Source organism: Ruegeria sp. AE3, from assembly GCF_056542225.1.
In genome coordinates this window covers 212,289-233,308 of the sequence record NZ_JBQFZL010000001.1, presented here as the reverse complement: position 1 = coordinate 233,308, position 21,020 = coordinate 212,289, and the positions used below count along the sequence as shown (strand labels likewise).

The window sequence follows — 21,020 nt, the reverse complement described above, 5'->3', positions numbered from 1 at the left end:
ACAGATCACTCTTCTTCCAAACGCACCAAAGCTGCCCCAGCCTCGACCTGCGCGCCATCTTCGACCAGCACCTCGGCCACCACACCATCGCGCGCGGCCAGCAACGAATGCTCCATTTTCATCGCTTCCAGAATGGCCAAACGGTCGCCTTCCTGAACGGTCTGCCCCGCGGTGGCAAAAACTGCCTTGACCAGACCCGGCATCGGCGCCTCGATCACGTTGGTGTCACCCGTCGCGCTGGCATCCCGGTCCAGCGGGTCGACAACGTCGAAACTGTGACCGTAGTCGGTAAATACGGTCAAAGTTGTTCCGCTGACAGCGACCCGCGGCATCGGTGCGCCGTTCAGCGTCCACTGCCCCGAGATCCGCTCGGCCACGACACGGTGTTCGCCCAGCTGCCAAAGCTGGCGATCCGACCCGTCGACTTGCACGTCCAGATCAAGAACCTCTCCCTGATCGGACAGCTGCACCGCCCGATGCAACGGAGCCCAGAGCGAAAACCCGGTGTCAGGCGTGACATTAACCAAATCCAGTGCGGTCATAGCAGCCGCAACTGCGGTTGTGGCCGGAGTCGGCGATTCCCGCACCAACCCGTCAAGATCGCGCCCGATCAGGCCCGTATCCACATCGCCCGAGGCAAATCCGTCATGGCGGGTCAGCGCTCCCAGAAAGGCGAGATTCGTAACGGTGCCCGCCACTTCGGTCTGCCGCAGCACTCGGTGCAACGTCTCAAGCGCAACCGCGCGGGTCGGACCATGCACCACCACTTTGGCAATCATCGGGTCATACCAGGGGCTGATCGTGTCACCTGTGCGAACACCACTATCCGCTCGGCAGTTGGCCGGGAAAACCAGATGGGTCAATGTACCTGTCGCCGGCAAGAACCCCTTTGGTACATCCTCGGCATAAAGCCGGGCTTCGAAGGCGTGACCCGAGATCGACAGATCATCCTGTTGCCTGGGAAGTCTCTCTCCTGCTGCTACGCGCAACTGCCATTCCACCAGATCGATGCCGGTGATGGCCTCTGTAACCGGGTGTTCCACCTGCAGGCGGGTGTTCATCTCCATGAACCAGAATCTGTCGGGGCGCAGCCCGTCCGAGGTATCGACGATGAACTCCACCGTGCCTGCACCCTTGTACCCGATCGCCTCGGCGGCACGCACACCGGCCTGCCCCATCGCCTCCCGCATCTCAGAAGTCATGCCCGGGGCTGGTGCCTCTTCGATCACTTTCTGATGGCGGCGTTGCAACGAGCAATCGCGTTCAAACAGATGCACCGCATGGGTACCGTCACCAAATACCTGCACTTCGATATGGCGAGGTTTGGCCACGAATTTCTCGACCAGCACTGCGTCATTGCCAAAAGCGGTTTTGGCTTCGCCCCGTGCGCTGTCCAATGCGGAACGGAAATCCTCGGGGCGTTCGACCAGACGCATACCTTTACCGCCGCCGCCTGCAACGGCCTTAATCAGCACCGGATACCCAATCGCATCCGCCGCACCCGCCAAATGTTCGGGATCCTGATTGTCGCCGTGATAGCCGGGCACCACGGGCACGCCAGCCTGTTCCATCAACACCTTGGCCGCATCCTTGAGGCCCATTTTGCGGATCGCATCCGCTGATGGGCCGATAAAGGTCAAACCCGCAGCCTCAACCGCGTCGACGAAATCGGGGTTCTCTGACAGGAAGCCATAACCGGGATGGATCGCCTGCGCGCCCGTATCCAGCGCAGCCTGAATAATCACATCGCCCTTCAGATAGCTTTCCGCCGGGGCGGGGCCGCCGATATGAATGACCTCATCCGCCATCTGCACATGCTTGGCCGCAGCGTCCGCATCGGAATAAACAGCCACACAGGACACGCCCATCCTCTGAGCGGTTTCCATAACCCGGCAAGCGATCTCGCCCCGGTTGGCAATCAGGATTTTGTTGAACATAGCTTACCCCTCAACCGCCAGATCTTCGACAAGGCGAAATCGTTCGCACAGCAGCTCCATCTCGGGATCAAACCCGCCATTGCGTTCGAAATACTGGCGATGCCCCTCTCTCCATCCCTCGAGCGTTTCATTTTCGCCCTCTGCCAACGCGAAATCCTCGGTTACGTCGCAGTATCGGCAGGTCGAGACGTCGACCGTTTCGATCACCAAGGCCGGACGATCATCCCAATCCAGCGCAATGTCTCTCCGCCCGACAACAGGAGTGTCAGGGCTACCTTCGGGATAGTCGCGCAACGCACCGCAGGTTGCCGTTTTCCGCCCTGATCGTACCAGAGCCAGCAGCTCAGCACTCAGCCGGGCATTGTCACCAAACTTGAAAGTCTGGGCACCAGGATAGCGGGCCATGACGTCATTCAATGAAACGTTCATCTTACATCCTGAACACGCCGAAACGTGTCTCCTCAATCGGGGCATTCAGCGCCGCACTCAGCGACAAGGCAAGCACATCGCGGCTTTTGCGCGGGTCGATGATGCCATCGTCCCAGAGACGGGCCGAGGCATATAGCGGGTGCGATTGCTCTTCGAACATGTCCAGCGTCGGACGTTTGAATTCGGCCTCTTCCTCGGCCGACCAGGTACCGCCCTGTCGTTCGATCCCGTCGCGCCTGACTGTCGCCAATACGCCTGCGGCCTGCTCGCCCCCCATCACCGAGATCCGAGAGTTCGGCCATGTCCACAGAAACCTTGGCTGATAGGCGCGTCCTGCCATGCCATAGTTCCCGGCCCCAAACGAGCCGCCCACCAGCATCGTGATCTTGGGAACGCTCGTCGTTGCAACTGCCGTCACCATCTTGGCGCCGTGGCGGGCGATCCCTTCGTTCTCGTATTTGCGGCCTACCATAAAGCCGGTGATGTTCTGCAGGAAGACCAGGGGCGTTTTGCGCTGCGAACACAGCTCGACAAAATGCGCGCCCTTTTGCGCAGCCTCCGAGAACAGCACGCCATTGTTGGCAATGATCCCGACTGGGCACCCTTTGACATGGGCAAAGCCGGTGACCAGTGTCTCGCCAAAGCGGGGTTTGAACTCATCAAACCGAGAGCCATCGACCAGCCGTGCGATCACTTCACGGATGTCATAGGGCGTGCGCAAGTCGGCGGGAACGACACCCAGAATTTCATCCGGATCATAAGCAGGCTCCTCAGGTGCTTCGAACTGTAGGCCGGGCTTCAGCCCGGCACCGCCCAATGACCCAACCGCGCGGCGGGCCAATGCCAACGCATGCGCATCATCTTCGGCCAGATAATCTGCCACACCCGACAGGCGCGTGTGCACATCGCCACCGCCCAGATCCTCGGAGCTGACAACCTCACCCGTTGCAGCCTTGACCAAAGGTGGCCCTGCCAGAAAGATCGTACCCTGTTCCTTCACGATGATCGTCACATCGGACATTGCTGGAACATAGGCCCCACCCGCCGTGCACGACCCCATAACCACGGCAATCTGAGGGATACCCTTCGCGCTCATCCGCGCCTGATTGTAGAAGATACGCCCAAAGTGGTCGCGGTCTGGGAACACTTCATCCTGATTGGGCAGGTTCGCGCCGCCACTGTCGACCAGATAGATGCAGGGCAGATGGTTTTCCTCGGCAATCTCCTGCGCGCGCAGGTGCTTCTTGACGGTCATCGGATAATAGGTGCCGCCCTTCACGGTGGCGTCATTGCACACCACCATAACTTCGCGCCCCTGCACCCGGCCAATGCCCGCGATGACCCCGGCACAGGGTGCTGCATCACCATACATCCCATGCGCCGCCGTCGCCCCGATTTCCAGAAACGGAGACCCCGGATCAAGCAGGTTCGCCACCCGCCTGCGCGGCAACATCTTGCCGCGAGATTCATGCCGCGCGCGGGATTTCTCGCCCCCGCCCATGCGGGCCGCTTCGGCAGCAGCAGAGATTTGCGCCAGCGCATCAAGATGAGCGGCGCGGTTTGTCTTGAAGCCCTCGGAGCCGGGTACGGCTTTGGATGTGAGTTTCATTTTCGTTCACCCTCCAGCAGCCGGTCTGCATACCGCAAATCCAGCCACCTCAAAGTTGCATTCTTTAATTGGCACTGTTTTTCAGACAAATCGGCACCGCAAATTGCTTGAGTAACTTCCGAAGCACGCTGCAAAGCATTGGCATACGAAAATCGCCTGACTTCCGTTAGGTTCGGGTTCATAGGCAATGATTTCGAAATTTCTTCACTTCGAAATAGAATATGCTCAACCAAAATGTCGTGACATATCTCGCCATAAGAGTTCGACTGCTCCCGTGTACAATATTCCAACGCTAACAAGACACAGTCGGTTTCCAGTTCGGTTTTCGAAACCGTCATCACCGTTTCTTCGCTGAGTCGCGCGCACCCATCTAACCAATCTTCAACGCCGAGGACGGGCTCATGGAACTGACTCGGATCATCGTCAGTACTCAGTGCTGCTGACGGAAAGATCAGAGCGACCGAGGCCGACCATAGTAACCTGCTTATGACGCGAGTCTCTCTCACGAACCAATCTCCCCCGCCGCCCGCGCCTTCAATTCCTTCCGGATCACCTTCCCCGTCACCGTCATCGGCAGTTCCTCCAGAAACGCCACCTCGCGCGGATAGGAGTAATGCGCCAAACGATCTTTGACCCACTCCTGCAACTCAGCGCCCGAGGCCTCGGCACCCGGCTTCAGAACCACATAAGCCTTGACGATCTCAGTCCGTAGCGGGTCAGGTTTTCCGACCACACCCACCGTCGCCACTGCCGGGTGGGTCAGCAGGCAGTCCTCGATCTCGGCCGGGCCAATGCGGTAACCCGCCGAGGTAATCACGTCGTCATCGCGTCCTACGAAACGCAGATAGTCGCCCTCCCACACGCCGCGATCACCGGTGATCAGCCAGTCGCCCCGGAACTTCTCGGCGGTTGCTTCGGGGCGATTCCAGTACTCCAGAAGCATCGAGGCCGAGCCGCGCCGGATGGCCACGTCGCCCTCGTCCCCGGTCGGGTTGCCGTCCTCATCAATCACAGCAACCTCATGCCCTGGCACCGGTTGGCCGATACAGCCGGGGCGCACAGGGAAATCTTCGGCGCAGGAAGATACGACCATGTTGCATTCGGTCTGGCCGTAAAATTCGTTGATCGTCAGGCCGAACGCCTTCTGACCCCATGCCACCATTTCGGCCCCCAGCGGTTCGCCCCCGGATGCGACCGAGCGCAGATCGGGGATCACCTGTTCCGCTGCCTTGAGCATTCGCAGCGCCGTTGGTGGGAAAAAGACGTTCCGCACCCCGCCACGCGCGATGATGTCAGCGCAGGCCTCGGGGGTGAATTTCTCAAGCCGCGCGGCAACGACCGGAATGCCCAGCGCAAGACCCGGCATCAGCACGTCGAACAGTCCGCCGATCCACGCCCAATCCGCCGGGGTCCAAAGACAGTCACCTTCGCGCAAGTGATTATGGCTGATCGAAACTCCCGGCAGATGCCCCGTCAGAACCCGGTGTCCATGCAGCGCGCCCTTCGGGCTGCCGGTGGTGCCCGAAGTATAGATCAACACAGCCGGATCATCTGGGCTGGTCGCGGCGAATGGTACAGCAAGGCCTTCCTCGCCAATTTCCGACGCGATCAAAGGCGCAGCCAGATCACCCAACAGATCAGCCCCTTCGGCGTCGGTCAGCACAATCCGGACACCTGCGCCACTGACCCGCGACCGCAACGCGTCCTGCTTGAACAGTTTGAACAAAGGGACCGACACAGCCCTGATCTTCCAGATCGCCAGATGGGCCGCCGCGCACCAGGGAGATTGGCTTAGCAATACTCCAACGCGATCACCGGGCTGCACATGGCGCAATAATGCTCGGGCTAATCCGTCCGTCATTTGCGACAGTTGCGCATAGCTGATGCGCTGCGGGTCCGGTCCGGTTAAATCGATCAGCGCAACCCGATCCCCCGCATGCCGCAGGCACTGCTGCGCCATGTTCAGACTGTCCGGCAGATCCCAGCCTCCATCCGGGCGCAAACCCGGTATGCGCTCAGCGCTTAGCACGGTGATTATTCCCTATATTTCCTGCACTTATCGATTCATCTGCAGCCAGTTCTTTCACGTTTACTTGATGCAGATCAGAGTGGGCAATTTCAGTCGCTGCAACACCAAGGTCATCAACGAAACCAAAGGCAAGACAATGACCAAGAAACTCGCCGCTTTGACTCTTTCCACCGCGTTGGTGGCTCTGGCCGCCCCTGCGTTTGCCCAATCTCAGGGGGATTGGACGCTCGGTATCGGTGTGGGGTACCTTGACCCGAGATCCAACAACGGAACACTGGCCGGCCTTAGCGCCGATATCGACTCGGATACGCGCCCGATCTTCACCGCCGAGTATTTCATCCAAGACAATCTGGGGATCGAGCTGCTGGCCGCGACCCCGTTCAAACATAACGTCACCTTGGGTGGAAGCGTGGACGCTGGCAGCGTCAAACATCTGCCGCCCACCTTGTCGCTGAACTATCACTTCCCGACCAATAGCGCCTGGAAGCCCTATGTCGGTGCAGGTCTGAACTATACCATCTTCTTTGACGAGCAATCTGCCCTTGGCAACCTCAAGGTCGATGATTCCTTCGGCGTATCGCTGCAAGCCGGTCTCGACTATATGATCACCGACAAAGGTGCGGTCCGTCTGAATGTACGCTGGTTCGACATCGACTCGGACGTCACGCTGAACGGAGCCGATATTGGCACTGCAAACATCGACCCTTGGCTGGTCGGTATTTCCTACGTTCATCGCTTCTGATCCTTTGATCGAAACGCCCCGCTGTAACCTCGTCTGCGGGGCGTCTTCACTCAGCGCATTTCGTTCATCATTTCCCGGCCGATCAGCATCCGTCGAATCTCGCTGGTGCCTGCGCCGATCTCCATCAGCTTGGCGTCCCGGAAAATCCGGCTGACCGGTGCATCCGACAGAAACCCTGCCCCGCCCAGCGCCTGAACCGCCTGATGCGCCTGAACCATCGCCTGTTCGGATGCGTAAAGACAGCACGCCGCTGCGTCCTGCCGAGTGACGTCTCCTCGATCACAGGCCTTGGCCACCTCATAGACATAGGCCCGTGCCGAGTTCATCGCGGTATACATGTCGGCAATCTTGCCCTGCATCAGTTGGAAGCTGCCAATCGGTTTGCCGAATTGCTTGCGCTCGGCCAGATACGGCATCACCTCATCCAGACAGGCGGCCATGATGCCGGTTCCGATCCCGGCCAGAACCACGCGCTCATAGTCCAGACCTGACATGAGCACGGCTACGCCCTTGCCCTCTTCTCCCAATACGTTCTCGAACGGCACTTCGACATCTTCAAAGATCAGTTCAGCCGTGTTCGACCCGCGCATCCCCAACTTGTCGAAATGGGGTGAAGTCGAAAAACCCTTCATCTCTTTTTCAATCAGAAATGCAGTAATACCCTTCGATCCGGCATCGGGGTCTGTCTTGGCATAAACCACCAGTGTATCCGCGTCTGGCCCGTTTGTGATCCAGTACTTGTTGCCGTTCAGTCGGTAATGGTCGTTGCGTTTTTCCGCCCGCAGCTTCATCGACACCACGTCCGAACCTGCGGAAGGTTCCGACATCGCCAGCGCACCCACATGTTCTCCCGATACTAGGCGCGGCAGGTATTTCTGTTTCTGCTCTTCCGTACCGTTCAGCTTGATCTGGTTCACACACAGGTTGGAATGCGCCCCATAAGACAGCGAAACCGAGGCAGAAGCGCGCGCAACTTCTTCGACAGCAATTGTATGCGCCAAATAGGACATGCCCGCACCGCCGTATTCTTCTGGCACGGTGACACCCAAAAGACCAAGCTCTCCCATTTCTTTCCACAGTTCATTCGGAAAGCTGTTCTTGGCATCAATCTCAGCCGCCATCGGCTTGACACGCTCCTGCGCCCACCGATGCACCATCTCGCGCAGGGCGTTCACATCCTCACCCAGATCAAACTTCATCGTGGCCATGAACATCTGTGTCCTCCCTCCGCATTAATGAACAAGTGTTCAATAAATCTCTAACAGCGAATCTGTCTTCGGTCAATCTTTGTGAAAGCCCGGACCAAAACGCGAAACGCCGCCCAAACCGGGCGGCGCTCTCAAGGGTCGAGTGTGCGCTGAAAGCGCACTCTGTTTTGCTAGGATTGATAAACTGCGCCCACTTCGGCTCGGATGATGCGCGCGATCACTTGGCAATCCTCCATTGAAAAGGTCAGCGGCACACGCATATCCATGATGCCTGCCAGAACACGATCACTTTCCGGCATTCGTTCGCTTTCAAAATATCTCCAGCTGTCATAGCGCGACGTGAACCCTGTTGGCTCAGCCCCGCCAAACCATTTGATCTCGACCCCACGCGCGGCGCAGCGGCTGATAACGTCGGCTATCCGCTCAGGCGACCAATCCAACAGCAGGAACTGGATCGAAGACCCGACATAGGTTTCCTCTTCGGGTCGCTCGACAATCGTCAGGCCCGGAGTGCCGCGCAGCCCGGTCTCGATCTCGCGATAGCGCTCGTTCCACCGTGTCACCTGCCGGTCCAGATCCCGCAACTGAGGGCGTAGGATGGCGGCACGCAAATTGTCCATGCGACCGGACACATTGGGTGTGGTGTACTTTATCCGCTCGAACACTTCAGGTCCCGGCGCTGCCAGATGGCGTTCATACAGCATGTATGACCCCGACAGCATTGTGGCCTTGGCCGCCAGTTCCGCGTCATCAGTAACCAGCAAACCGCCCTCGCCCGAGTTCACGTGCTTATAGGTCTGGCAGGAATAACACCCGATCGCCCCCTGCCGCCCCGACAACTGACCACGCCAGGCCGCGCCCATCGTGTGTGCGCAGTCCTCGATCACGATAACGCCTGCCGCGTCACACATCTGCATCAGACGATCCATGTCACACAGATGCCCGCGCATATGGCTGAGCATCAGGACACGGGCCTGATCCAGTTTGCCCTCAAGATCCTCCAGATCGATGGTCAGGTTTTCGGTGACGCCGACAAAGATCGCCCGCGCTCCGACCGATGCAATTGATCCCGGCACCGGAGCCAGAGTGAACGCATTGGTCAGAACCGGGTCGCCCGGCTGCACACCGACGGCCCGCAACGCGGTGGCAAGCGCATAACCGCCAGAGGAAACCGCCAAGCAATACTTGGCCCCCATCTGTGCAGCAAACTCCTGTTCCAACAGGGCCGTTTCCCCCAACTCACCGGGGACCACGTTATAGCGATGCAGCCGCCCGTGACGCAGGACAGCCAGCGCTGCCTCGATTGCGTCGTCTGGAAGGGGTTCCTGCTGCGTGAAATTACCAATGAATGTTTCCGTCATGGTCTTTTTCTGGATCTCCGACAGGGTCCGGTCAAGGTTTCAGGCTGCCGCACCGATCAGATCAGGCACAAGATCGGGCAAGTCGTCAAAGTGATGCAGCAGGGCTTCGGGCTCCAGCGCTGCCATGTCCTCCCCTGACGGCCCGAAAGTCACCAAAACCGATGGGACCCCTGCCGCTCGGGCGGTATTGCGGTCGGTATCCGAATCTCCGATCAGCACGCACCAGGCTGGATCTCCCCCGGCCCGTCGCGCAGCCTCGCGCAGAGGGGCCGGGTCCGGCTTGCGCACCGGCAGCGTATCCGCACCTACCAACGAGGCAAAACGGTCCCGCACTCCCATGCGCGTCAGTAACAATTCGGCCAGATGTTCCGGCTTGTTGGTGCAAATGCCGACACCGTAGCCCGCGTTACTCAGCATCTCGACGGCCTGCAACGCTCCCGGATAGAAACTTGTGTGGGTGTTGATATCTTGCGCGTAAGCCTCAAGCAGAACCGGATAATAGGCCTGAACGGTGTCCTCGTCGTAAGCTCCAACGCGTTTCAGCCCTTGGGTTAACATCATGCGCCCGCCACGCAGCGCGATGCCTGCATCCTGCCCATGGACCAGCACATCACCATGCCCCATTTCGCGGAAACAATGGTTCGCTGCCGCCAGCAAATCGCTTGATGTATCCGCCAAAGTGCCGTCCAGATCGAAGATGACGGTCCGCATGTTGCCTCCTGTTTCGGCAGGTTTTCGCCGTGTCCTGTTTCAATCGGCAATCTTGTTTGATGGCCGAACAGCTTGCGCCTTTGCCCCCAGCGGATAAAACGGTCGGCAACAAAACACAAAGAGAAAACGATTTCATGACCATTGCCCTTGTCATCCTTGCCGCCGGAAAAGGCACCAGGATGAATTCGGACCTTCCCAAAGTCCTGCATCCCATCGCTCAGGCTCCGATGCTTGTTCACGCGATGCGTGCCGGGTCTGTTTTGTCGCCCGAACGCACGGTGATCGTCACCGGCCACGGGTCCGAAGCTGTAGCAAAGGTTGCTCAGGACGAAGACGAAGATGCCCGGATAGCCGTTCAGGAGGAACAATTGGGTACAGCCCATGCGGTTGGTCAGGCCCGGACAGCACTGGACGGGTTCGACGGTGATATCGTAGTTCTTTACGGCGACACCCCGTTTTTACAACCCGATACGCTGGAGCGGATGGTCGAGGCACGGTCCCGAAATGACCTGGTCATCCTTGGGTTCGAAGCGGCTGATCCGGCCCGCTATGGCCGGTTGGTCATGAATGGCGACACGTTGGAACGCATTGTCGAATTCAAAGACGCATCAGATGATGAGCGCGCCATAACATTTTGCAACTCGGGCCTTTTGGCCTGTGATGCCCGGTTGCTTTTTTCGCTGATTGACGCCGTTGAAAACAACAATGCCTCAGGCGAATACTATCTGACAGACGTAGTTGAGATCGCCCGCAACCGCGGTCTGAACGTAACCGCCGTCGCCTGTGACGAGGCGCAGACGCTGGGCGTGAACTCACGCGCTGATCTGGCCGCCGCCGACGCCGTATTTCAGGCGCGCGCGCGGGCAGAACTGCTGGATATGGGTGTCACATTGATGGCACCGGATACGGTATACCTGTCCGCAGACACTGTGATTGGGCGTGACACAGTAATCGAACCCAACGTGGTTTTCGGCCCCGGAGTGACTGTCGAAAGCGGTGCAACCATCCGGGCCTTTTCCCATCTGGAAGGGTGCCATGTCAGTCGCGGTGCCATCGTCGGCCCCTACGCGCGGCTGCGTCCGGGCGCAGAATTGGCCGAAAACACGCGGGTTGGCAATTTCGTCGAAATCAAGAATGCAGAAATCGCCGAAGGCGCGAAGGTCAACCACCTCAGCTATATCGGGGACGCATCGGTGGGTGCTGCGACGAATATCGGCGCGGGAACAATCACCTGCAACTATGATGGTGTGATGAAGCACAAGACCAACATAGGTGCGAATGTCTTTATCGGCTCCAACACCATGCTCGTGGCCCCGGTCACGGTGGGCGATGGCGCAATGACAGCGACAGGCACAGTGGTGACCAAAGACGTAGCGCCCGAGGCGTTGGCCTTGGCGCGCGCCAAGCAGGAAAACAAACCCGGCTACGCGCGAAAACTGTTTGAAATGTTGAAGGCGAAGAAGGCTCGCCGCGAAAACGAGGCCTGAGATATGTGTGGAATTGTAGGTGTCTTGGGGCAGCATGAAGCAGCCCCTATTCTGGTAGAAGCCCTGAAACGGCTGGAATATCGCGGCTATGACAGTGCCGGGATTGCAACCGTCAATGACGGTGTCCTGGGGCGTCGGCGTGCGGTCGGCAAGCTGGTCAACCTCAGCGATCTGTTGGTGCATGATCCGCTGCCGGGAAAATCCGGCATTGGTCACACCCGCTGGGCCACGCATGGCGCGCCTTCCGTCAACAACGCGCATCCCCACAAGGCTGGCCCGGTGGCCGTGGTTCACAACGGGATTGTCGAAAACTACCGCGACCTGAGGGCGGAACTGGCCAAACACGGCGTGGCCTTCAAGACCGAAACCGACACGGAAACCGTCGCGCTGATGACGGAACATCACCTCAACACAGGCATGTCCCCGGTCGAGGCCGCTTTCAAGACCATCGACAAGTTGGAAGGTGCCTTCGCCCTTGCATTCCTGTTCGATGGTGAGGACGACCTGATTGTAGCCGCCCGCAAAGGATCACCTCTGGCCATCGGCCACGGGGATGGTGAGATGTATGTGGGTTCGGACGCCATTGCCCTTGCGCCGCTAACCAACCAGATCACTTATCTTGAGGAAGGCGACCGCGCGGTTCTGACCCGAACATCATTGGAAATCCGCAACGAGGCCGGTGAACTGGCCAACCGGGAAAAGCGCAAGATCAAGCTGGATCATGCGCGCGCCGACAAGGGCGAGCATAAGCATTTCATGGCCAAGGAAATCGCTGAACAGCCTATCGTTGTGGCTGAGGCCATCCGATCCTACCTGCCCACGGGCGGTGATCGCGTGGTGTTACCCGACGCCGAGCTGGATTTCAGCAAGTTGGACCGTCTGACCATGGTCGCCTGCGGCACCGCGTTTTACGCCTGCCTGACTGCGAAATACTGGTTCGAGCAACTGGCAAAGATGCCGGTGGAAGTCGATATCGCCAGCGAGTTCCGCTATCGCGAACCTCCGATCACGGGTCGCACACTGGCGCTGTTTGTCAGCCAGTCAGGTGAAACCGCCGACACCTTGGCCGCGCTGCGCTATTGCGAGGGCAAGGCGGACAAGATTGTTTCCGTCGTCAATGTCCCCGAAAGCTCGATTGCTCGGGAAAGCGATATCGCCCTGCCGATCCATGCTGGCGTTGAAATCGGTGTGGCTTCGACCAAAGCCTTCACCTGTCAACTAAGCGTTTTGCTGATGCTGGCGCTCAAGGCAGCGGCCGACCGCGGCACTCTGACCGATGAGGAAATCGCCGATCACACCGCTGCGCTGCGCGGATTGCCGACCGTGCTGAACACGGCATTGGATCAGAACCGGGCGATCCGCAAAGCAGCCCAACGCCTGTCCGAGGCGCGCGACGTTCTGTTCCTGGGCCGTGGCCTGATGTATCCTTTGGCAATGGAAGGGGCGCTGAAGCTCAAGGAAATCAGCTATATCCACGCCGAAGGGTATGCATCGGGCGAGTTGAAACACGGACCCATCGCCCTGATCGACAAGCATATGCCTGTTGTCGTCATGGCACCCCGCGACACCGTGTTCGACAAGACCGTGTCGAACATGCAGGAAGTGATGGCGCGCAAGGGCAAAGTGATCCTTGTGTCTGATGATGATGGAATTGACGAGGCCGGAGACGGCGTCTGGAGCACAATCCGGATGCCTCATATTCACACCAGTCTTGCGCCGATCCTTTATTCGGTTCCCGCACAGTTGCTGGCATACCACACGGCTGTAGCCAAAGGGACGGATGTAGACCAGCCGCGCAATCTGGCAAAATCAGTGACGGTAGAGTGACCCATGTCCAAACAGTTTTCCCAGCTTGATGACGCGCATCAAAAGTTCATCGAAGATCAGCATATGTTCTTCGTCGGCACTGCCGGGACCGAGGGAAAGGTCAATATCTCGCCCAAAGGTATGGACTCGCTGCGGGTGCTGGGACCAAACCGCATCGTCTGGATGAACTTGACTGGCAGCGGAAACGAGACGGCGGGGCATCTGATGCAAGTCAACAGGATGACACTGATGTGGTGCTCCTTCACCAAACGCCCGCTGATCCTGCGCACATATGGCACTGCCCGCACTCTGCACGTCGGAGATGAGGGCTGGGATGAACTGGCCAATCTTTTCCCCAACCACCGCAGCGCCCGGCAGATCTACGACCAGTCGATCGAAATGGTTCAGACCTCCTGCGGGTATGCAGTGCCGTTCATGGCATTCCAGTCCGACCGCGACACGATGCAGAAATGGGTCGATGGCAAAACGGACGGCGACATCCGGTTTTGTTGGGCAGAAAAGAACAGCCAGACGATAGACGGCGAACCAACAGGCGTTCCGGTCTGACCCCGATGCTGACCACTTTTCTTGATCAGATCAAAGCCCATGCCGACCCCGAACGTGCGGGTCAGATGGCCAGTTATCACAAGGCGGATCGCGTCTATCTGGGCGTCGCCAACCCGGTTCTCAACGATCTGACCAAAGCATGGCGGCAAGAGCTGGATGTGAAAAAACGCGTCGCGCTGGCCAAGGCGCTGTGGCAAACCGATATCCACGAAGCGCGCCTTGCCGCGGCCAAGCTTCTGACCCAGGCCCGCATCCGGCCCGACGATCAGGTTTGGGACCTGCTTCAAAGCTGGCTACCGGATTTTGACGCCTGGGCCGTCGCCGATCATGCCTGCATGGCGATGCAAAAACGACTGATGGCCGACCCCGAGAGACTGATTGTCGTCGAACAGTGGACTCAGTCCGATCACATGTGGACCCGGCGCGCGGCCCTTGTCGCAACACTGCCCTGGACCAAACAGAACCACCCCAAGCCCGAAGACCTGCAACGTCGCGACTGTATCCTCGGCTGGGCCGCCGGATATGTCCCTGACCGCGACTGGTTTATTCAGAAATCAATCGCCTGGTGGCTCCGGGAACTGTCCAAACACGACCCCGAACGTGTGATCGCGTTTCTGGACAGACATGGTGATGCCATGAAACCGTTCGCCCGACGCGAAGCAGCCAAATACCTGAAAAGTCAGTCGGCATAGACCGCGACTTCGACCAGTTCGTCTAATGGCACCAGAAGGGCCCGCATGGCATCCAGCGACAAGCGGCTGCCGCTACTTTCCGGGCCTGCGGCAGGAACCAGGGTGATATAGGCCTGCGCGCCGGTTCTGGGCACAACAACTCGCGCCGTTACCTCGCTATCGACCAGCGGCGTCTGCATCCAGCGCCCTGGTGTGGTCGGATCACCAAGCCCGGCAATGGTTGTTTTGGCTCCGACCCAACTGGGGCGTGCCGCAACCGGCTCGGGCCGAAGAACCTCCTCAGCGACAACTGGCGCAGTTTCAACGTCCGATACGGCCGCAGCCGCCTCATCCCCCGACCCGAACACACGTTCCGTCGATGCCCGGACAGTATCGCACCCGGTCAAAACAACGCATAGAAAAACAAATGCCTTTTTCATTCCCGGAAACTACAACCCCATGCGGGTGTGATCCAGTGCAAAGCGCAGTTCGCACTTGTCGCAGGCAGGTTACAGCTTTACCTATGTCGCATGTCTGCTCCGCTCATCGACCCGTTTGCCCGCGCCATCACGTATCTCCGCGTCTCCGTTACGGACCGCTGTGATTTTCGCTGTGTCTACTGCATGTCCGAAAACATGACTTTTCTGCCCAAGAAAGACCTTCTTACGCTGGAAGAGCTGGATCGCATGTGCTCGACCTTTGTGAGAATGGGCGTCGAGAAACTGCGCATTACCGGCGGTGAGCCATTGGTTCGTCGCAATATCATGACCTTCTTCAACGCCATGACCCGCCACTTGGAAAGCGGTGCGTTGAAAGAGCTGACGCTCACGACAAACGGTTCGCAGTTGCATCGCTTTGCCGAAGATCTTTATGCCGCCGGTGTGCGCCGTGTGAATGTTTCCCTGGATACGCTGGATGACGACAAATTTGCAAAAGTCACGCGCTGGGGCCGCCTCAAACAGGTACTGAATGGCATCGACGCGGCGCAAAAGGCCGGGCTGCGGATCAAGATCAACGCTGTTGCGCTCAAGGGATTCAACGAACCCGAACTGCCGAAGATCACCGAATGGTGCGCCGAGCGCGACATGGACCTGACCTGGATCGAGGTCATGCCGATGGGCGATATCGGCAACGAGGATCGACTGGATCAATACTGGTCTCTCAAGGATGTGCGCAAAGAGTACGAAAACCATTACACGATCACTGATCTGGCCGAACGCACAGGCGGACCGGCCCGCTATATCAGGCTGGAAGAAACAGGTCAGAAGATCGGCTTCATCACGCCCCTGTCCCACAATTTCTGCGAAAGCTGCAACCGCGTGCGCCTGACCTGCACCGGCGAGCTTTATATGTGTCTGGGGCAGGAGGACATGGCGGATCTGCGGGGCGCATTGCGGGATCACCCCGATACCGAACAGCCGCTTGAAGATGCCATCCGTGCGGCGATTAACCTGAAGCCAAAAGGTCATGACTTCGACTATTCTCGCCAGTCCGTTGATGGTCGGATGAGCCGCCATATGAGCCATACAGGCGGCTGATATATGCCGGATCACCAAGACCGCCCCACAGCACTGTACCACCTGTACTGCGCCCTGATCTCTCTGGCCGCACCTCTGGTCTGGAGAACCGTCCGAAAGAAACTTGAGGCTGCCGGTGTACCAGCCAATCGCCAACAGGAGCGTCTTGGCCATGCCAGTATGCCCCGCCCCGCAGGGCAGTTGATCTGGTTCCACGCCGCCAGTGTCGGCGAAAGCCTGTCGGTCCTCACTCTGATCAATCGGCTGGCCGACCGCCTTCCCAAAACCGAGTTTCTGATCACCTCAGGAACGCCAACCTCAGCGGCCCTGATCGAAAAGCGACTGCCGCCTCGCACCCGACACCAGTACCCACCGCTTGACACAGCCGGCCCGGTTCAACGCTTTCTGGACCATTGGCAACCCGATGCCGGGATCTTCGTCGAAAGCGAGATCTGGCCGCGGCTGATTGTCGAAAGCGCGGGGCGCGACATTCCGCTGGCTCTGCTGAATGCTCGATTGTCGGACAAATCTGTCGCCGGATGGAAGAAGCGCCCTAAAACAGCAAGGTTTGTCCTGAATAAATTTCGCCTGCTCTTAACGCAAAACAACAAAACAGCAGCCAACCTGATTGCCATGGGTGCCCCAGCCCAACGGGTGCAGCCCGGCACCAACCTCAAGGCCATGTCCGATCCTCTGCCCGTGGACCAGAGCACGCTGGACGACATTCGTGCGCAAATAGCCGCCAGACCTGTCTGGATCGCCAGTTCCACCCACGCCGGAGAAGAGGACAGCGTTCTGACAGCCCACAAGGCGTTATTGCAACATTGGCCCGACCTTCTGCTGCTACTGATCCCACGCCACCCCGAACGACGCGACGAGGTTGCAGAACTTCTGAACAACGCCGGGCTCAAGGCATCCTTCCGGTCAAAAAATGCACCGATCACAGATACGACGCACGTGTATGTTGCCGACACACTGGGCGAAACCGGAACCTGGTACGCGCTTTGCCCGATCGTGTTCCTTGGGGGCTCACTGAAAGAGATTGGCGGACACAACCCGTTTGAACCGGCACAGGCTGGGGCCGCCGTGGTCACCGGCCCAGGGTATTTCAACTTTGCAGAAACCTTTGCCCCGCTGATCGACGCCAAGGGCGCTGTCGAGGTCCAGACATCCGCTGACCTCTCTGAGGCCGTTTCACATTGGCTGTCGGACCAGAATGCCCTTCAAGCCGCCCGAAGGGCTGCACAATCCTGCGTCAATACGCAGTCGACCGCCTTGGATGCCGTCGTCGAAACCCTCTGCACGGTGCTTGATCTGCAAGCAAAGGATCCCGCTTCATCTGGCTAGAAATATCCCCGGGGGTGTGGGGGCAGAGCCCCCACCCTCACCATCAGGCGGCTGGCATCCGCTGTTCAACAATCTCTGCCCACCAGCTGCATCCGGCCGGAATGGCTTCGTCGTTGAAATTGTATTCCGGGTGATGAACCATTGCGGTGTCACCGTTGCCCACAAGAATATAGGCGCCTGGGCGCTCTTCCAGCATGAAGGCAAAATCTTCGCCCCCCATGACCAACGGTGCCTCGTCGCAATCACCGGACACCGACCGGGCCACATCCGCCGCAAACTCTGTTTGCTCGTCGCTGTTCACCATTACCGGGTACCCGCGAATGTAAGTCACGTCAGCGGTGCCGCCAAACGTGGCCGCTACACCGTTGCAAATCTCGTTGATCCGCTTTTCAGCCAGATCCCGCATGCCCTTGCTCATTGTGCGCACGGTGCCTTTGATCTGCACGGTCTGAGGGATCACATTGAATGCCTTGGATGACGTCTCAAACGATGTCACAGACACCACGACCTGGTCTATTGGGTCGGCATTGCGCGAAGAAATCGTTTGCAACGTAAGGACTGCCTGCGCTGCCAGAACTGTAGTATCCACAGTCTCATGCGGCTTGGCGGCATGTCCGCCGCGACCCTCAAAGGTGACATCGAACTGATCAGTTGCCGCAAAGAACGAACCCGGCCGGATTGCGAACTTGCCAACAGGCTGCCCCGGCCAATTATGCATGCCGTAGACTTCCTGAATGTTCCAGCGGTCCATCATTCCGTCTTCGCACATTTCGCGGCCCCCGCCGCCACCTTCCTCAGCAGGTTGGAAGATCACGACAACAGTGCCGTCAAAGTTGCGGGTTTCCGACAGGTACTTTGCCGCCCCCAGCAACATCGCGGTGTGCCCGTCATGGCCACAAGCATGCATCGCACCCGGCGTTTTCGAGGCATAGTCCAACCCCGTTGCCTCATGTATCGGCAAAGCATCCATATCTGCGCGCAGGCCGATCACCTTTCCCTTGCTGTCCGACTTGCCTTTGATCACCCCGACAACACCGGTACGTCCGATACCGGTCACAACCTCATCGCAGCCGAACTCCTTCAGCTTCTCGGCCACTTTCGCGCTGGTGCGGTGGGTTTCGAACAGGATCTCGGGATTTTCGTGCAGATCCCTTCGCCATTCCGTGATTTCATTCTGCAATTCGGCAAAGCGGTTCTTGACTGGCATGTCTTTTCTCTCTCCTGATTCAGGTCAAGCCGCTGGCATCCGGCGCTCGACCATTTCCGCAAACCACGAGCACCCAATGGGGATGATCTCGTCATTGAAATTGTATTCGGGGTGGTGCAGCCCGGCACTGTCACCGTTGCCCAAAACGATGAATGCCCCGGGCCTCTCTTCCAGCATGAACGAGAAATCCTCGCCCCCCATCACCATCGGCGCTTCAATGCAACTGCCCCCAACCGACACCGCGGCCTCTGCTGCATATCCCGTCTGAGCTTCGGCATTGATCGTCACCGGAACACCGCGTTTATAGGTGACGTTCACAGACCCGCCAAATGTTGCAGAGATCCCTTCCGAGACTTCCTTCAGCCGTTGTTCGATCAGGTCGCGCAACTCGTTGGAATGGGTCCGAACAGTGCCGCGGATCCGTGCTGATTGCGGGATCACGTTGAACGCTTTCGAGGACGTCTCGACCGAGGTCACAGACAGCACGGCCTGCAAAATCGGATTCGCATTGCGCGACACAATCGTCTGCAACGCCACGATCAGCTGCGACAGCATCACCGTTGTATCAATCGTCTGATGAGGTTTTGCCGCGTGGCCGCCGCGCCCTTCAAGATGGATGTCAAACTCATCCGCTGCCGCCAGCAACGGCCCCGAACGAATGGCAAACTGCCCGGCAGGAATACCCGGCACATTGTGCATCGCATAGACTTCCTGAATGCCGAACCGATCCATCAGACCGTCCTTGCACATGGCCTCGGCACCATTTCCACCCTCTTCGGCGGGCTGAAAGATCACGATTGCCGTGCCATCAAAATTGCGGGTTTCCGCCAGATACTTGGCGGCCCCCAAAACCATCGCCGTATGGCCGTCATGACCACAGGCATGCATCGCATTCGGTATTTCCGAGGCATAGTCCAACCCGGTCTGTTCCTGCATCGGCAGGGCGTCCATATCGGCGCGCAAGCCAATCACACGGCCCCGTGTGTCGCTTTTGCCGCGAATGACGCCAACGACTCCGGTACGACCGATGCCAGTCACGACGTCGTCGCAACCAAACTCGTTCAGCTTTTCCGCAACCAGCGCACTGGTGCGGTGAGTGTCGTACAGAATTTCCGGGTGTTGGTGAATGTCACGCCGCCAACCGGTGATCTCATCATGCATCTCTGCGAGACGGTTCTTGATCGGCATGTCATTCTCCCTGTTTCATGCGACAGGCAATCGTCGTTCCACAAGCTCGGCAAACCAGCTGCAACCGGCGGGGATCGCGTCGTCGTCAAAGTTGTATTGCGGGTGGTGGCACATGGCCGTATCCCCGTTCCCGATAAAGATGTACGCGCCGGGGCGTTCTTCAAGCATATAGGCAAAATCTTCGGACGGCATGATCGGGTCCGTGCTGTCGTTGACCTTGCCCGCAACCGCAGCTGCCGCCTCGGCCGCATAGCCCGTTTCGGCCTCGGAATTCACTGTCACCGGGTATCCGGGTGTCCAGATAACTTCCGCCTTCGCGCCAAAGGCCGAGGCTGTATCCTCGGCAATCCGGCGCACGCGTTCTTCGGCGATTGTACGATACTCGGGGTCAAGTGTCCGCACGGTTCCCTGCAAACGCACCGTATGAGCGATCACGTTCGACGCAACGCTATCCGTCACAAACGTCCCAACGGTGAGGACAACTCGCTTGATCGGGTCAACGGTCCGGGACACCACCGATTGCAAGGCAACAACGATATGCGAGGCCACCAGCGTCGTATCCACCGCCTCGTGCGGTGCAGCGGCGTGTCCGCCCTTGCCAGTGACGGTGATTTCAAACTCATCGGACGAGGCCAGCAACGCGCCGGGGCGAATTGCGAATTCGCCCACCGGAAGACCGGGCATATTGTGCATGCCATAGACCTCGTGAATGCCCCAGCGGTCCATCAGCCCGTCCTGACACATGGCCAGACCGCCGGCCCCGCCTTCCTCGGCGGGCTGGAAGATCAGAACCACAGTGCCATCGAAATTGCGCGTCTCGGAAAGGTACTGCGCGGCCCCAAGCAGCATCGAAGTGTGCCCGTCATGTCCGCAGGCGTGCATCTTGCCCGACACGGTCGAGGCATAGTCCAGCCCTGTCGCCTCTTCAATCGGAAGCGCATCCATGTCCGCCCGCAGGCCGATGACGCGCCCCTGCGTATCCGTGCGCCCTTTGATCACCCCGACAACGCCCGTTTTGCCAATGCCCGGAGTGATCTCGTCCACTCCGAACTCTTTCAGACGGGCGGCAACAAAGGCCGCAGTTTCATGGACGTCATACATCAGCTCCGGATGGGCGTGCAGGTGGCGGCGCCATTCGGTAATCTCGCCATGCATTTCCGCAAGTCTGTTTTTTACGGGCATCTCAAGACCTTTCTCTCAACCG

The 21,020-nt window shown here is 58.8% G+C and carries 19 protein-coding genes; 7 read left to right on the top strand and 12 right to left on the bottom strand.

Features of this window, described 5'->3' with window-relative positions; genetic code table 11:
• Positions 1-5: 5 nt before the first annotated feature.
• From ACR0NZ_RS01125 to ACR0NZ_RS01105, 5 genes are read right to left on the bottom strand one after another with little or no spacing between them, the layout of a single operon-like run.
• Entirely contained in the window at positions 6-1,937 is a 1,932-nt protein-coding gene (locus ACR0NZ_RS01125; protein WP_480516382.1) for an acetyl/propionyl/methylcrotonyl-CoA carboxylase subunit alpha, read from the bottom strand.
• Positions 1,938-1,940: 3 nt separating this feature from the next.
• Entirely contained in the window at positions 1,941-2,366 is a 426-nt protein-coding gene (locus ACR0NZ_RS01120; protein WP_480493839.1) for an ASCH domain-containing protein, read from the bottom strand.
• Position 2,367: 1 nt separating this feature from the next.
• Positions 2,368-3,975, bottom strand: coding sequence for a carboxyl transferase domain-containing protein (locus ACR0NZ_RS01115; RefSeq protein ID WP_480516380.1), 1,608 nt, complete (start codon positions 3,973-3,975; stop codon positions 2,368-2,370).
• Positions 3,972-4,481 carry a hypothetical protein gene (locus tag ACR0NZ_RS01110; RefSeq protein WP_480516378.1) on the bottom strand — a complete coding sequence of 170 codons (510 nt, stop codon included), beginning with the start codon at positions 4,479-4,481 and terminating at the stop codon, positions 3,972-3,974. The genes ACR0NZ_RS01115 and ACR0NZ_RS01110 overlap by 4 nt, the downstream gene beginning before the upstream one ends.
• On the bottom strand, positions 4,478-6,004 hold the full coding sequence (locus ACR0NZ_RS01105; protein ID WP_480516376.1) for an AMP-binding protein: 1,527 nt from the start codon (positions 6,002-6,004) through the stop codon (positions 4,478-4,480). The genes ACR0NZ_RS01110 and ACR0NZ_RS01105 overlap by 4 nt, the downstream gene beginning before the upstream one ends.
• 136 nt (positions 6,005-6,140) lie before the next feature.
• Here ACR0NZ_RS01105 and ACR0NZ_RS01100 point away from each other — a divergent pair, with 136 nt between their 5' ends.
• Positions 6,141-6,746, top strand: a complete 606-nt coding sequence (locus tag ACR0NZ_RS01100; RefSeq protein WP_480517724.1) for an OmpW/AlkL family protein — start codon at positions 6,141-6,143, stop codon at positions 6,744-6,746.
• Positions 6,747-6,796: 50 nt separating this feature from the next.
• On the opposite strand, the gene ACR0NZ_RS01095 is transcribed toward ACR0NZ_RS01100, so the two are convergent.
• The 3 genes from ACR0NZ_RS01095 to ACR0NZ_RS01085 form a co-directional block, all read right to left on the bottom strand.
• The gene (locus ACR0NZ_RS01095; protein ID WP_267362877.1) at positions 6,797-7,960 is read right to left on the bottom strand and encodes an isovaleryl-CoA dehydrogenase; all 1,164 of its coding nucleotides are present in this window, start codon (positions 7,958-7,960) and stop codon (positions 6,797-6,799) included.
• Positions 7,961-8,124: 164 nt separating this feature from the next.
• Positions 8,125-9,315, bottom strand: coding sequence for a DegT/DnrJ/EryC1/StrS family aminotransferase (locus ACR0NZ_RS01090; RefSeq protein WP_480516374.1), 1,191 nt, complete (start codon positions 9,313-9,315; stop codon positions 8,125-8,127).
• A gap of 39 nt (positions 9,316-9,354) precedes the next feature.
• On the bottom strand, positions 9,355-10,026 hold the full coding sequence (locus ACR0NZ_RS01085) for an HAD-IA family hydrolase (protein ID WP_480516372.1): 672 nt from the start codon (positions 10,024-10,026) through the stop codon (positions 9,355-9,357).
• 134 nt (positions 10,027-10,160) lie between these two features.
• Between ACR0NZ_RS01085 and glmU the strand changes: the two genes are divergently transcribed.
• From glmU to ACR0NZ_RS01065, 4 genes are read left to right on the top strand one after another with little or no spacing between them, the layout of a single operon-like run.
• A complete protein-coding gene (gene glmU / locus ACR0NZ_RS01080; protein ID WP_480516370.1) occupies positions 10,161-11,513 on the top strand; it encodes a bifunctional UDP-N-acetylglucosamine diphosphorylase/glucosamine-1-phosphate N-acetyltransferase GlmU in 1,353 nt (450 codons plus the stop codon).
• A 3-nt stretch (positions 11,514-11,516) separates the two neighbouring features.
• The gene (gene glmS, locus ACR0NZ_RS01075) at positions 11,517-13,340 is read left to right on the top strand and encodes a glutamine--fructose-6-phosphate transaminase (isomerizing) (RefSeq protein ID WP_480516368.1); all 1,824 of its coding nucleotides are present in this window, start codon (positions 11,517-11,519) and stop codon (positions 13,338-13,340) included.
• A gap of 3 nt (positions 13,341-13,343) precedes the next feature.
• Positions 13,344-13,886, top strand: coding sequence for a pyridoxamine 5'-phosphate oxidase family protein (locus ACR0NZ_RS01070; protein ID WP_480516366.1), 543 nt, complete (start codon positions 13,344-13,346; stop codon positions 13,884-13,886).
• Between the two features lie 5 nt (positions 13,887-13,891).
• Positions 13,892-14,578, top strand: coding sequence for a DNA alkylation repair protein (locus ACR0NZ_RS01065; protein WP_480516364.1), 687 nt, complete (start codon positions 13,892-13,894; stop codon positions 14,576-14,578).
• Here the strand turns inward: ACR0NZ_RS01065 and ACR0NZ_RS01060 are convergent.
• Complete coding sequence (locus ACR0NZ_RS01060; RefSeq protein WP_480516362.1) at positions 14,566-14,997, bottom strand: hypothetical protein; 432 nt, start codon at positions 14,995-14,997, stop codon at positions 14,566-14,568. The two genes, ACR0NZ_RS01065 and ACR0NZ_RS01060, sit on opposite strands and share 13 nt — an antisense overlap.
• A 90-nt stretch (positions 14,998-15,087) precedes the next feature.
• Between ACR0NZ_RS01060 and moaA the strand changes: the two genes are divergently transcribed.
• Positions 15,088-16,095: a GTP 3',8-cyclase MoaA gene (moaA, locus tag ACR0NZ_RS01055; RefSeq protein WP_480476047.1), complete on the top strand. Its 1,008-nt coding sequence runs from the start codon at positions 15,088-15,090 to the stop codon at positions 16,093-16,095.
• A 3-nt stretch (positions 16,096-16,098) separates the two neighbouring features.
• Positions 16,099-17,421 carry a 3-deoxy-D-manno-octulosonic acid transferase gene (locus tag ACR0NZ_RS01050; protein ID WP_480516360.1) on the top strand — a complete coding sequence of 441 codons (1,323 nt, stop codon included), beginning with the start codon at positions 16,099-16,101 and terminating at the stop codon, positions 17,419-17,421.
• Positions 17,422-17,464: 43 nt separating this feature from the next.
• Here the strand turns inward: ACR0NZ_RS01050 and ACR0NZ_RS01045 are convergent, their stop codons facing one another.
• From ACR0NZ_RS01045 to ACR0NZ_RS01035, 3 genes are read right to left on the bottom strand one after another with little or no spacing between them, the layout of a single operon-like run.
• Positions 17,465-18,628, bottom strand: a complete 1,164-nt coding sequence (locus tag ACR0NZ_RS01045) for a M20 aminoacylase family protein (RefSeq protein WP_480476043.1) — start codon at positions 18,626-18,628, stop codon at positions 17,465-17,467.
• 24 nt (positions 18,629-18,652) lie between these two features.
• Positions 18,653-19,816: a M20 aminoacylase family protein gene (locus ACR0NZ_RS01040; protein WP_480516358.1), complete on the bottom strand. Its 1,164-nt coding sequence runs from the start codon at positions 19,814-19,816 to the stop codon at positions 18,653-18,655.
• Positions 19,817-19,831: 15 nt separating this feature from the next.
• Complete coding sequence (locus tag ACR0NZ_RS01035; RefSeq protein ID WP_480516356.1) at positions 19,832-20,998, bottom strand: M20 aminoacylase family protein; 1,167 nt, start codon at positions 20,996-20,998, stop codon at positions 19,832-19,834.
• Positions 20,999-21,020 lie beyond the last annotated feature (22 nt).